General features: G+C 65.9%; 10 protein-coding genes and 1 pseudogene. 6 read left to right on the top strand and 5 right to left on the bottom strand.

Translation table 11 applies throughout. The annotated features are described in order from the left end of the window. Positions 1 to 228: 228 nt before the first annotated feature. Together NXY83_RS01570 and NXY83_RS01565 are read left to right on the top strand one after the other, a co-directional pair. A complete protein-coding gene (locus tag NXY83_RS01570) occupies positions 229 to 1,563 on the top strand; it encodes a glycosyltransferase family 87 protein (protein ID WP_258804374.1) in 1,335 nt (444 codons plus the stop codon). 25 nt (positions 1,564 to 1,588) lie between these two features. Next, the gene (locus NXY83_RS01565) at positions 1,589 to 2,848 is read left to right on the top strand and encodes a DUF2029 domain-containing protein (protein ID WP_258804373.1); all 1,260 of its coding nucleotides are present in this window, start codon (positions 1,589 to 1,591) and stop codon (positions 2,846 to 2,848) included. A gap of 17 nt (positions 2,849 to 2,865) precedes the next feature. On the opposite strand, the gene NXY83_RS01560 is transcribed toward NXY83_RS01565, so the two are convergent. The 3 genes from NXY83_RS01560 to NXY83_RS01550 form a co-directional block, all read right to left on the bottom strand. Further along, entirely contained in the window at positions 2,866 to 3,528 is a 663-nt protein-coding gene (locus NXY83_RS01560; RefSeq protein ID WP_258804372.1) for a dienelactone hydrolase family protein, read from the bottom strand. Between the two features lie 111 nt (positions 3,529 to 3,639). Then, positions 3,640 to 5,259 carry a polyprenol phosphomannose-dependent alpha 1,6 mannosyltransferase MptB gene (mptB, locus tag NXY83_RS01555; protein ID WP_258804371.1) on the bottom strand — a complete coding sequence of 540 codons (1,620 nt, stop codon included), beginning with the start codon at positions 5,257 to 5,259 and terminating at the stop codon, positions 3,640 to 3,642. 150 nt (positions 5,260 to 5,409) lie between these two features. Further along, on the bottom strand, positions 5,410 to 6,447 hold the full coding sequence (locus NXY83_RS01550; protein WP_258804370.1) for a LacI family DNA-binding transcriptional regulator: 1,038 nt from the start codon (positions 6,445 to 6,447) through the stop codon (positions 5,410 to 5,412). Positions 6,448 to 6,669: 222 nt separating this feature from the next. Here NXY83_RS01550 and NXY83_RS01545 point away from each other — a divergent pair, with 222 nt between their 5' ends. Further along, positions 6,670 to 7,368: a ThuA domain-containing protein gene (locus NXY83_RS01545; protein WP_258804369.1), complete on the top strand. Its 699-nt coding sequence runs from the start codon at positions 6,670 to 6,672 to the stop codon at positions 7,366 to 7,368. Next, positions 7,353 to 8,488: pseudogene (locus tag NXY83_RS01540) on the top strand (Gfo/Idh/MocA family protein). Before NXY83_RS01545 ends, NXY83_RS01540 begins: the two are co-directional and overlap by 16 nt. Here the strand turns inward: NXY83_RS01540 and NXY83_RS01535 are convergent. Beyond that, positions 8,444 to 9,595 (bottom strand): GGDEF domain-containing protein, encoded by a 1,152-nt coding sequence (locus tag NXY83_RS01535; protein ID WP_258804368.1) that lies wholly within the window; start codon positions 9,593 to 9,595, stop codon positions 8,444 to 8,446. The pseudogene NXY83_RS01540 and the gene NXY83_RS01535 overlap by 45 nt on opposite strands. A gap of 152 nt (positions 9,596 to 9,747) precedes the next feature. Here NXY83_RS01535 and NXY83_RS01530 point away from each other — a divergent pair, with 152 nt between their 5' ends. Beyond that, positions 9,748 to 9,984, top strand: coding sequence for a zinc ribbon domain-containing protein (locus NXY83_RS01530; protein WP_258804367.1), 237 nt, complete (start codon positions 9,748 to 9,750; stop codon positions 9,982 to 9,984). A gap of 180 nt (positions 9,985 to 10,164) precedes the next feature. After that, positions 10,165 to 11,181, top strand: coding sequence for a LacI family DNA-binding transcriptional regulator (locus NXY83_RS01525; protein ID WP_258804366.1), 1,017 nt, complete (start codon positions 10,165 to 10,167; stop codon positions 11,179 to 11,181). A gap of 24 nt (positions 11,182 to 11,205) precedes the next feature. Here NXY83_RS01525 and NXY83_RS01520 read toward each other — a convergent pair whose 3' ends face one another. Beyond that, entirely contained in the window at positions 11,206 to 12,249 is a 1,044-nt protein-coding gene (locus NXY83_RS01520; RefSeq protein ID WP_258804365.1) for an arabinan endo-1,5-alpha-L-arabinosidase, read from the bottom strand.

The following is a 12,249-nucleotide window of genomic DNA, read 5'->3' as shown; positions in this document are numbered from 1 at the left end:
GTGCCCAGTTCATGGTGCCCCAGCAAGGCACCGCCAGCAACTTTAGAAACCTACCCACGAGTAACCGCAGGTCAGGGGCGCGGGCGCTGGAGACTACTGCCTGGGATTACTGACCGCAAGGGCCCGTGAATTAGAGTTGGACCCGGGTGGAAGCCGTTTTAAAGCGGCTCCGGTGCCCCCGACACCCGCCATGCGGCAGAACCCAAGCCACTTGCGCAACGACGTACTGTGCAACAACCTGACAAGGATCCCGCCATTTCCACGGACGCTTTCTTCGGCAATCTGACCAGGATCCGCAACGTCATCCTCCCAACACCGGTGCGGGACCGGCTGAACACCCCGCGCGGGCTGCTGGGCGGCTTCATCGTGGTGCACCTCGTCTTCCTTGTCTTCGCCGCCTCGCTCTCCCTGCGTGGCGAGGCGTTGAGCGACACTTTCATCTACCGTGACTGGGCCATGGCCGGCTTCGATGACGCGAACCTCACCGGCGGCCCCAGCCCCTGGGTCTACCCCATCCTCGCGCTCATCCCCATGGCCATCGCCGGCATCGCGGGGCCCGGACCGTTCTTCTTCCTCTGGGTCCTGATGACCACGGTCCTCAACGGCTGGGCCGTGCTGAAACTCACCAACCGCGGCCGGGACCGCCAAGCCATTCCTGCCGCCTGGTGGTGGCTGGTCTTCACCTTCCTCATGGGCTGGCTCGGCTTCGCCCGCGTGGACGGCCTCACCGCGCCATTGGTCCTGGTGGCCCTCGCCTACGGCGTGGGCCGGCCGTTCATCGCCTCCGTCCTGCTGGCCATCGGCACCTGGGTTAAGGTTTGGCCGGCCGCCGTCATGCTGGCCCTGTTCGCGGTCGTCAAGAACCGGATCCTGGTGGTGCTTGCCGGAATTGCTACCTCGGCGGCCGTGATTGCGCTGGCAGCTGCGGTGGGGAGCCTCCCGAAGCTCCTGAACTTCCTCACCCAACAGGGCGACCGCGGCATGCAGCTCGAAGCCACCTTCACCACGCCCTGGCTTTGGTTGTCTGTCCTGAACATCGGTGATTCCCGGATGTACATGAACACCGACATCAACTCCATGCAGGTGGATGGCCCCGGCACTGCATTGATGTCCGTGCTGATGCAGCCCCTCCTGATCCTCGCCGCCCTGCTGGTGGCCGGCCTGACCTTCTGGGCCCTGCACAACGGCAAGCTCAGCGGCGGCGCAGACCGCACCGAACTGCTGCTGGCCGGCGCACTCACCCTGGCCACCGCTTTCGTAGTCTTCAACAAAGTGGGTTCCCCGCAGTTCATGGTGTGGCTCGCCCCCGCCGTCGCCGTCGGGCTGGCGCACAGCTGGCGGGAGTGGCGGGTTCCGGCTGCCATGCTGATCGTCATCGCCGTGGCCACGTACTTCATCTATCCGCTGTTCTACGATGCCCTCAGCCACAACAACCCCTGGATGGCCTTGGTGCTGACCATCCGCAACGTCCTCCTGGTGGTCCTGTTCCTCTGGAGCGTCCGGCGCCTCTACGCGCTGGGCAAGAAGGCTCCGGCGGCAACCCCCGCGCTCAAGGAGTCCTGACATTTCCACGAGGTTCTTTGACCGTTTGGTCAGCATCCGCACCAAAGTCCTTCCTGCAAAGGCGGTGGACTGGTTCGCCCGCCCGTCCAGCGTGTGGTGGGGCTTCGCCGTCGTCCATCTGTACTTCCTGGGCTGGATGGCGTCCTTCTTCCTGCACGGCGATACCTTCAGTGACACCGAGCAGTATCGCCAGTGGGCTATGGACGGCTACAACCCGGAGAACCTCGACGGGAAGATCAGCCCGTGGGTGTACCCGGTACTGGCGCAGATCCCCATCTTCCTTGCCCACATCGCCGGGCCAGGCCTGTACCTGCTGGTGTGGTTCCTGATCATCACGGCCCTCAACGCCGTCGGGCTTGCCTTCCTTACCCGCGGCCCGCGGAAGGTGAGCGGCACTGCCCCGGCCTGGTGGTGGCTGTTCTTCACGGTCTTTATGGGCTACCTCAGCTTTGCGAGGGTAGAGGGCATTACCGCACCCATCGTGCTGATCGCGCTGCTGTATGCGGCGCAGCGGCCCGTGGTGGCTGGCATCCTGCTCAGCATCGCCACCTGGATCAAGGTGTGGCCGGCGGCCGTCCTGGCGCCCATCGTGATTGCAAGCCAGAAACGGGTCCAGGTGGTCCTCTCCGGCGTGGTGGTGACGGCCGTTGTCGCCCTGGGAACGTGGCTTTCCGGCGGCCTGCGGCACATCATGGACTTCCTCACCAACCAGGGCGAACGCGGCATGCAGCTGGAGGCCACATTCTCCACGCCGTGGGTCTGGCTGAGCGTCTTCAACATCGCCGGTTCCAAAATGGCGGACAACACGGCCATCAACTCCACCGAGGTTTATGGCCCGGGAGCGGGCACAGCCGCGTTCCTGATGCAGCCGCTCCTCATCCTGGCTGCGGTGGGAGCGGCCATCCTGCTGGTCCGCGCGATGAACCGCGGCGCCGAACGCGAGGAACTGTTCCTCGAGGGTTCCCTCATGATGGTCACCGCCTTCATCGTGTTCAACAAAGTGGGCTCGCCGCAGTTCATCATCTGGCTGGCGCCGGTGATCATCGCGGGCCTCACCCATGACTGGGAACGGTGGAAGGTACCGGCGGCCCTCCTGATGGGCATCGCCATCACCACCTTTGTGATCTATCCGCTGTTCTACACCCCGCTCATCCACGCCCACCCCGTCATGGCAGCGATCCTTACCACCCGCAACGTGCTCCTGGTGGTGCTGCTCTGGTGGTCGGTGAAGCGGACGGCAGAGCTCGGGCGGAAGCACGCAGCGCACGTGCCTGCGGACGCCTAAGCCCGCAGCAGCGGTCCTCAAGGAACAGGTTTTTCCGTGGTGCCTGGCATCAGGTAGCGGACAAACCAGTCCGCGGCCAGCGCCGCCGCTTGGGCGAGGGTTCCGGGTTCCTCGAAGAGGTGCGTCGCTCCCGGAACAATCTCCAGGCAGGCGGGTGCGTGCAGACGTTCCAGTGCTTCGCGGTTGAGGTCGAGGACCTGGGGATCGGCGCTTCCGACAATCAGGAGGGTCGGGGCTTGGACGGCTGCCAGCCGCGGGCCAGCCAGGTCCGGACGCCCGCCCCTGGAAACGACGGCGCCCACGCGGGCCCCGGGCTCAGCCGCCGCCCACAACGCCGCACCGGCCCCGGTACTCGCCCCGAAGTAGCCACATCGGCGTGCACCAGTGTCATCCGCCTCAGCCAGCCAGTGGGTTGCTGCGCTGAGGCGGTGCGCGAGCAGCGGGATGTTGAAGACGTTGCCGCGGTCGGCTTCCTCAGCAGGGGTCAGCAAGTCCAGAAGGAGGGTTCCGAGGCCCGCCTGGTGGAGGACGGAAGCAACGTAGCGGTTGCGGGGGCTGTGCCTGCTGCTGCCGCTGCCGTGCGCGAACACCACAATGGCGTCCCAGTGGCCGGGCAGATGCAGGTCACCTTCAAGCTTTACCGCGTCAACGGGAATGTGGACGCTGCGGTAGTCGCTCAAGGCAGGACGAATCCAGCGGCGGACGTGAACATCCTCCCACTAGACACCTGACTGGAACCAGGCAACAGGGCCAAAAGGCCCCAGCGCCTCAGGGGCCGGCTGCACTAACCGCTAGCGGCTTCCCAGTCGCTCGCGGCCGGGCTGTTCCGCCTGGGCGCGCCTGGCCTCGCGCCGTGCCAGCACCCACTTCCAGCCCCGCTTTGCCAGGTCCAGGGGCTTGCCCTGGATAAGCAGTGTTCGTGTATGCACGTCGAGGAATAAAAGGTAGAACGTGAATGCCAGGGCCGTCACGAATGCCAGCGACGAGGCGTCGATGGGCAGTTCCACGAAGGACCACACGGAGAGCTGGTCCTGCGCCCCGAACACCACAAAGAACGTCACGCCAACGTACAGCGAGCGGATCTGCCAGTCGTCCCTGATCCCGGTAACGGCCAGGAACGGCAGGAACCACAGGATGTACCAGGGCTGGATGATGGGTGAGAGCATTACGACGGCGGTGAACGCCAGAGCCATCCGGCGCACCGCCCGGGAGTAGTCACCGCGGAACATCAGCAGCAGCACCAGCCCGATGGCGGCCCACTTCATGCCCGTCCGCAGCAGCGTGGCGAACGTCCCGCCAGCGAGTCCCAGGACGTTGGCCAGAAATTCCACCTGCTGGCCCAGGAAACCGGACGGTGAGTACCCGGTGTAACCCGGAGTGGGGTCCATGATGGCCCAGGTCCAGCCGATGCCGAGGTTGTAGGGGATGCCGCTGAGGGCCAGCACGCCGAAGCTGATGCCCGCCGTCGCGCCCCAGACCAGGAACTTGCGCGGCCACGAAGCCGAGGGGCCAGCCCACATGACCCCGATGAACGGCAGCAGCAGCACCGTGATCGGCTTGATCCCGATCGATGCCGTGACCAGGAGGAGGCCCAGCAGGTAACGGCGCGTGGCTGCAAAGTAGACGCCTGCAACGGCGAGCCCCACCATCAGGGCGTCGTTATGGGCACTGGCAATGAAGCTGATCAGGAACAGCGGGTTGGCCACCGAGATCCAGAGCGCCCGGGCCCCGTTGATGCCGTGCAGCTCCGCCAGCTTGGGCACGTAGATGACGCAGAGCAGGACCCCGACGCCGGCCAGGAGCCGGAAGAGCAGCACGGACACGTCGGGCTGGGCGCCGGTCAGCCCCACCACCCCGCGCGCCAGCCACAGGAAGTACGGGCCGTAGGGCGTGCGGTTCTCCGCCCACGCGGGATCGGCCCCCAGCGAGAACCAGTTGCTGAGGGTGGAAATGCCCACCTCGTAGGGGTTCTGGCCTTCCATCACCAGCCGGCCCTGGCCGGTGTAGGCGTAGACGTCGCGGGAGAAGACAGGCACGCAGAACAGCAACGGCAGGGACCAGGCGGAAATGGCGATCACCACGGAACGCAGCGATGATTTCCCCCAGTCGGCCAGTCGCTGCCCCAGCCGCAACCAGGACCGCATCAGAACCATGGCACCCACGGTGAGCAGGATGGTGGAAACAGTGACTCCCCAGCCCTCGGTGCGGAGCGCGATAACCACGGGCTGGCGGATCATGGGCGAGCCGTTGGCTATCCAGCCGGTCCCGATCGAGCCGACGAACATCATGAGGGCGCCGACAAAACCTTCGATGGTGGCGAGATAGGCGCGGCCTTTAGCCGGCTCGGAAGCCTTGGCCGGCGCGCCCGGCTGGCTTTCCGAAATCCCGAGGTGTGACCCGCCTGCCGTCATGATTTCGTCTGGTCCCCTACTTCGATACGGCGCTGGTTGGACCAGCAAGAAGGCCGCCATGCAACCCGTCTATTTTACCAGCCGCCTTTTGTGCGGCCAGGGGGCCTATGACGGCCGGGGCAGCCACAGTTTGGCTACAGGGACGGCAAGCTACCTGGGCTCCGGCGGCGGGGCCGTGGATTCCCGGACCACCAACGTCGTGGCGAGCTCAACGCGGCGCGAATCCGGCACCTCGCCCTTGACCTGGCGCAGGATGATCCGCAGGGCCGCACGCCCGATGTCGCGCAGCGGCTGCGCCACAGTGGTCAGGGCGGGAACGGCCTCTTCAGTCTGGCGGATGCCGTCGAAACCCACCACGCTGAGGTCCTCCGGGATCCGGACCTGTTGCCGGAGCGCCTCGGCCACCACCCCCAGCGCGATGGTGTCGCTGGCGGCGAAGACGGCTGTGGGCCCCGGGTCCAACTGCAGCAATGAGCGCAGCCGGCGCGCGCCGTCGTCGGACCGGAACTCTCCGGCCAGGACATACCCGTCCTGGGCTGCAACACCGCGGGAGCGGAGCGCGGCAAGGTAGCCGTGGAGCCGGGCCTGGTTGCAGTCCACCGTTTCCGGCCCGCCGAGGAACGCGATCCGGCGGTGCCCCAATCCCAGCAAATGGGAGGTAGCGTCCTTGGCTCCCGCCCAGTCCGTGCATCCGACGCTCACAACCTGCTCCGATGGGGGGTTGAGCGGATCGATAACCACCACCGGGATGCCCCGGCGGTGGAAGGCATCAAGCGGGGCATCTGCGAATGCCGACGTGATCACGATCATCCCGTAGCGGCCCTGGTCGACGATGCGTTGCGCGCGCTGTTCCGGAGTGGGCGCGGGGCCGCCTTTCATACCGGTGCTGCCCAGCAATATTTCGACGCCGGCACCGGCCGCGTACTCCAGGATGCCGTTGAGCACCTCTGCCGTGTAACCGGAATTGAGGGAGTCCAGCACCACCTCAACCACGGGGTTGGCCGCGAAGGTACGGCGCTGCTGCAGCGGTGATTTGTAGCCGGTGCGGGCCAGTATCGCCAGCACCCTTTTCCGGGTTTCAGCGGAAACATCCGGACGGCCGTTGATCACCTTGGAGACCGTCGGCGCGGAAACGCCCGCCTCGCGGGCCAACGACGCCAGCGTGAGCCTGCTCTGTTGTCCCTGCATTACACGTCCTCACCAAGCTCGAAACTTTTCGGAGATTCAAATCGTTGACTGCGCAACTCTGGCCCGAATAGGTTCAAGGACAAGACTACTCTTTTCGAAACGTTTCGAATTTTTGAAGAGGAAAAGGCAGTTGAAACACGTGCCGCCAACCCGTTCCGCCGGCAGCACGCTCACGGCACACCCAGCACTCCCCCGGAAAAATACTGATGAAGGAATATAAGCATGAACGGCACTAAGACAGCGCTGGTGGTCCGCGGCGGGTGGGAGGGGCACCAGCCCGTCGAAGCTACGAACGTGTTCATCCCCTTCCTCGAGGACAACGGCTACGGCGTCCGCATCGAGGAGTCACCCAAGATCTACGCCGATGCGGAATACATGGCGGGCGTTGACCTCATCGTGCAATGCATGACCATGTCCACCATCGAACGGGACGAATTCCAGGGGCTCCACGCTGCCGTCGAAAACGGGACGGGCCTGGCAGGATGGCATGGCGGGATTGCCGATTCCTACCGCAACACGTCGGATTACCTGCACCTGATCGGCGGCCAGTTCGCCTCCCATCCAGGAAAGCATCCGGATGATCGGAGGGGCGACCAGTCGGACAACTACGTCCCGTATACGGTGAACATGCTTCCCGCGGCAGCGGACCACCCCATCACCCGCGGCATCGGGGATTTTGACCTGTTCACTGAGCAGTACTGGGTCCTGGCCGACGACTACATCGACGTCCTTGCCACCAGCACGCAGAAAGTGCGGGCTTGGGACCCCTGGCACCGTGAGGTAACTTCCCCGGCGATTTGGACCCGCCAGTGGGGCGAAGGCCGGATCTTCGTCTCCACCCCCGGCCACCGCGTGGAAGTCCTGGAGGACAGCAACGTCCGCACCATCATCGAAAGGGGCATGCTGTGGGCGAGCCGCTGAACGGGTCCAAGGTATTGAACGTGGGCATCGTGGGCTGCGGCGCCATCAGCGCGCAGTACCTGGCCACCTTCCGCCGACTCAGCACGGTCCGGCTTGTGGCGGTGGCGGACCTGGACACCGCCCGTGCACAGGCCGTTGCCGGCTCCTGTGACGGCGTGCGGGCGCTGAGCGTGGACGCCCTCCTTGCGGATCCCGCCGTCCACCTTGTCCTGAACCTGACCGTGCCCGCCGCCCACGCAGAGGTTGCCCTTAAAGCCATCGCCGCCGGGACGGGCGTCTACGGCGAAAAGCCACTGGCCGCCACCCGGGAACAGGCGCAGGAAGTGCTCGAGGCGGCACGTGCGGCCGGAGCGCTGCTCGGGTGCGCTCCGGACACCGTCCTGGGCACCGGCATCCAGACAGCACGGAAGGCAATCGATGACGGCCTGATCGGCAGGCCCGTCTCCGCCACCGCAGTGATGGCCACTCCCGGGCACGAACGCTGGCACCCGAACCCGGACTTCTACTACCAGCCCGGCGGCGGGCCGCTGCTGGCCCGTACTACGTCAGCGCGCTGGTGACCCTGCTGGGGCCGGTGGTTTCCGTGACCGGCACCGCCAGCCAGACCAGAACGGAGCGGACAATCGACTCTGGGCCCCGCGCGGGTGAAGTGGTTCCGGTCGAGGTGAACACGCACGTAACGGGCACGCTGACACACACGGGCGGTGCCATCTCCACCCTCGTGATGAGCTTCGATGCCGTCCGGACCAAGAGCCCCAACCTCGAAATCCACGGTGAGCTGGGTTCCCTGGCAGTGCCGGATCCCAACCGGTTCGACGGCGATGTGGAGCTTTGTGCCCTCGGCGCGGCGGACTGGGAGGTGCTTCCGGTTTCGGCCGGTTACGAGGAGGCCGGGCGTGGCTTTGGAATAGCTGACCTGGCCACCACCCCTGCCGGCAGCGAACCCCGCGCCGGCGGGGAACTGGCATTCCATGTTTTGGACGTCATGGAATGCGTGCTGGAAGCCGCCCGCACGGGGGCGGGGGTAACGGTGCGCAGCACCGCTGCCCGGCCTGCGGGCGTGCCACTGACCCGGTTACATCATCCGGTCGCTGCGGGCAGTCCGGTTCCTGCCCAGTGACTTGGCCACGTAGAGCGCGGCGTCGGCCGAAGCGATGAGCTCCTCAACGTTGCGGGTCCGGGAATCATACATGGATATCCCGTAGCTCACCGTGGGCATCTCCATCCCGTTCAGGGGCGGTGCCGACGCTAAGCGTCGGCTGATCTCTTCGGCGATATCTTCGGCCCGCTCAGGACTGGATCCCGGGACAAGGAGGACGAACTCTTCGCCGCCGTAACGCCCCACCAGGTCTGTGGAGCGCACCGTTGCGGTGCAGGCGCCCGCGAAGGACTGCAGGGCGACGTCACCGGCGGCGTGGCCATGGGTATCGTTGACTGCTTTGAAGTGGTCCAGGTCGGCGAGGATCAGCGCGCCGGAGCCCTTGGCGACGTCGTGGTCCGCCAGCTGCTCGGCGGCCAGGTCCAGGAAGGCTTTGCGGTTCAGCAGCCCGGTGAGGTCGTCGCGCGAGGCCACCACCCGCAAGGCCCGGGTCTGCTGTTCGCTGCTCAGGGCTGCCATGCTGAAGGAAACCACCACCAGCAGCACCATGGTCACCAGGGTGGTCACCGCGGAGCCGAAGACGGTTGTAAAGGTGGGTCCATCCTGGCCCTCCAGCACAAACGCCAGCCAGCGGAATAAGTAGAAGACGGCGAGTCCACCGGCGGACACGGCCATGGGAATCCGGACGCGTGAATACCCCGGCTCCAGGCGCCATAGTTCGCGTGCCGCCAACCCTATGGTGATGCCCATCGCGGCAAGGAACACCGGGCCGCCGGACCAGGTGTTGGTAGCCGGGTTGTCCAGCACGGAGGCAATCAGGGTAACCAGCGGGATGCCGGTGAACGCCCATTTCGGCGGATGCACTGTCCGCAGCGAACGGGCGCCTGCCCACACGGCCACCCCGCCGTGCACCAGCAGCACATTGCCTGCCGGGTTGGCCCAGACCTGGTGGACTGTCCCGTCCAGGAGGAAGCAGGCAGCCCCGGTGAGGAAGAAGATGAGGGCCAGGCACCACCAGCCGCTGTACGGCGAGCGCGTCACCCGGTAGGCGGAGAAGTAGAAAAGGAAAACCAGCACCAGCGCCATCAGGCCGAATGCGATCCGGAGAGTCACGGTATCCAGAGCCATATTTCCGAAGTTCCCCCCCCCAACGCCGAAAGCTGCCTGCCCCAAGTATCGCACCGCACCCCTGAACGCGCAGCAGCACCCGGAGCCATAAAAAACATGAAGGAAAGCGCCTAGGGTGGTCCGTAAGCATAAGGACTAGCGAAAGGCCGGCCATGTTCCTTCTCTTTGGCTTCAAAACGGTACTAAAAGCACTTCCGGGGAAGGCGGCGACCTGCCAGTACTGCCGTTCCTTTGTCCATCACCACCTGGAGGAGCGGGCCACCAAGTTCACGTTGTTCTTCATCCCGGTGTTCACCACGTCCCGGAAATACCACATCACTTGCACCAACTGCGGGTACGTCTCGTCCATCTCCGCGCGCCAGAAGCGTGCACTTGAGCTGCAGCGCTGATAGCCGCCGGAAGTGAATCCTGCCTTTTCTGTCCCCGGTATTGGCTCCGACGGCGGCTGCGGCTGGAGCAGGACGCGGTCCGGTGTCCAGCCGCAGGCCGTGAACTGCGTCTTTTGAATTCAACGTTGTAAAATTTGGGTAACCGGCCTGCGGGCCTTTGACTGACGCAAGGGGGGCCACATGGCGGCTACGCTTCACGACGTTGCCCGGGTGGCAGGGGTTTCCTTCAAGACGGTTTCCAACGTCATCAACAACCACCCCCATGTCCGGGACACCACGCGCGCCAAGGTTGAACTGGCCATCCAGGAGCTGGGCTACCGGCCCAACCTCACCGCGCGCAGCCTCCGGTCAGGCCACACGGGAGCCATCACCCTGGCCCTGCCCCAGCTGAAACTGCCGTACTTCGCCGAGCTGGCCGACTCCGTGATCGAAGCCGCCGCGAAGCGCGGGCTGGTGGTGCTGATCGAGCAGACCGGCGCCGACCGGACCCGCGAGCTTGAGGTGATGTCCAGCCCGCGGCTGAAGATGTCCGACGGCCTGATTTTCAGCCCGCTGGCGCTCGGCCAGGAGGACGCGGACCTGATCAAGGCTGACGTGCCCATCGTCCTGCTCGGCGAGCGCATCTTCGGCAGCGCCTCGGACCATGTCACCATGCAGAACGTCACCGCTGCCCGGGCCGCCACCGAGCACCTGCTGGACATCGGCCGGAAGCGGATCGCCGTGGTGGGCGCCCATGAAGGGGAAGTCATCGGCTCGGCCGGCCTGCGCCTGCGTGGGTACCGGGAGGCGCTGGATGCGCGGGGCATTCCGTACGACGACGGCATAGTCGCCTACGTGGTGGACTGGCACCGGTCCAACGGCGCTGCTGCCATGCACGACCTTCTGGACCGCGGCGCCGGGTTCGATGCGGTCTTCGGGCTCAATGACACCCTGGCGCAAGGTGCGGTGCGCGTCCTGCAGGAAGCCGGCTTCCGCGTGCCGGACGATGTGGCGGTCATCGGCTTCGACGACCTCGATGAGACCCGGTATACCCTCCCCACGCTGAGCACCGTGGACCCCGGCCGCACCGAGATCGCCGAGACCGCCATCCGGATGCTTATGGAACGGATCAAGGACCGGGACGGAACCCCGCCCCGGGAAATCGAGACGGCGTTCCGGATTGTGGCCCGCGAATCCACGGTGGGCTCAGGCGGCTGACGTGGGCCGCCGGCCCGGCCAGCCTCAGTCCTGCGGCACTGACGGCCACCCGTCCTTCCACTCGAGGTCCAGCAGCCCCAGCCGGAAGGCACCGTCCAGTTCCTTGGCGTAGTAATGGTACGCAAGCGTGCCACCGGAGATGGACTGGCCGCCCGGACCCACACGGTCGCCGGCTGCGCCCAGCACAGGCGTGCCGCCGCCGTCGAGCAGTGGCTTGCCGTCGGCGTCCAGGTACGGCCCGGTGATGCTGTCCGCCCTGCCCACCGCGATGTTGTAAGTGCTGTCCAGTCCCTTGCAGCAGAAGTCGCGGGAGAAGAACAGGTAGTACTTGCCGTCGCGCGGCAGGATGTACGGCGCCTCGATCGCGTTGGGCGGCTCCTTCCGGTCCGCAATGGTGAGCGGTTCCGCCGCGTTGGCCGGCATCCCGGTGGGCCACTCGAGCTGCATGAGCTGCAGCCCGGTCCAGAAGGAGCCAAAGGACAGCCACGGCGTCCCGTCCGCGTCCTCCGCGATGCCGGGGTCTATGGCGTTGAACCGCTCCCCCTTTGACGAGACCACCTGCCCGCGGTCCACCCATTCGTACGCGGGATCTGCCGGGTCCAGGGTGGTGTTCGTGGCCAGGGCGATGACGGACAGGTTTTTCCCGAATGTCGACGCCGAGTAGTAGAGGTACCAGGTGCCGTCATGCTTGTAGAGTTCCGGCGCCCAGAGGTTGTCCACGCCCGGCACCGCTTCCTTGAGCCAGGCGGGTTTCTGCTGCCACACTTCCCCCGCGTACTCCCAGTCGGTGCCATCGGTGGAGCTCCGGATCTGGATGTTGCCGTCCGCCACCTGCCCGTTCCCGGTGGAGTAGATGAACCAGGGTTCGCCCTCCTCCCCCTTCACGAGGGCGGGATCATGGGTGAAGAAGTCACCGCTGAGTTCGGCGGCCGGGCGGGCGTCCGACGCCGGCGCCGCTGCGCCGCATCCAGTCAGGACAAGGACGGCGGCGGCCAGCACCGCCGCCAGCCGTACCGCTGTCCATCGAACAGCAGGGCGGCTGGCGGCGGACTTGTTTGGCTGGGCCAC

This window comes from Pseudarthrobacter sp. NS4 (genome assembly GCF_024758005.1).
GTDB lineage: Bacteria > Actinomycetota > Actinomycetes > Actinomycetales > Micrococcaceae > Arthrobacter.
Note: the sequence above shows the minus strand (reverse complement) of the source record. Positions and strands in the feature narration are given on the sequence as shown.

Coding starts and splice junctions, on each gene's coding strand:
- NXY83_RS01525 (WP_258804366.1), top strand. CDS start 10,165: ATGGCGGCTACGCTTCACGACGTTGCCCGGGTGGCAGGGGTTTCCTTC.
- mptB (WP_258804371.1), bottom strand. CDS start 5,259: ATGACGGCAGGCGGGTCACACCTCGGGATTTCGGAAAGCCAGCCGGGC.
- NXY83_RS01535 (WP_258804368.1), bottom strand. CDS start 9,595: ATGGCTCTGGATACCGTGACTCTCCGGATCGCATTCGGCCTGATGGCG.
- NXY83_RS01550 (WP_258804370.1), bottom strand. CDS start 6,447: ATGCAGGGACAACAGAGCAGGCTCACGCTGGCGTCGTTGGCCCGCGAG.
- NXY83_RS01530 (WP_258804367.1), top strand. CDS start 9,748: ATGTTCCTTCTCTTTGGCTTCAAAACGGTACTAAAAGCACTTCCGGGG.
- NXY83_RS01545 (WP_258804369.1), top strand. CDS start 6,670: ATGAACGGCACTAAGACAGCGCTGGTGGTCCGCGGCGGGTGGGAGGGG.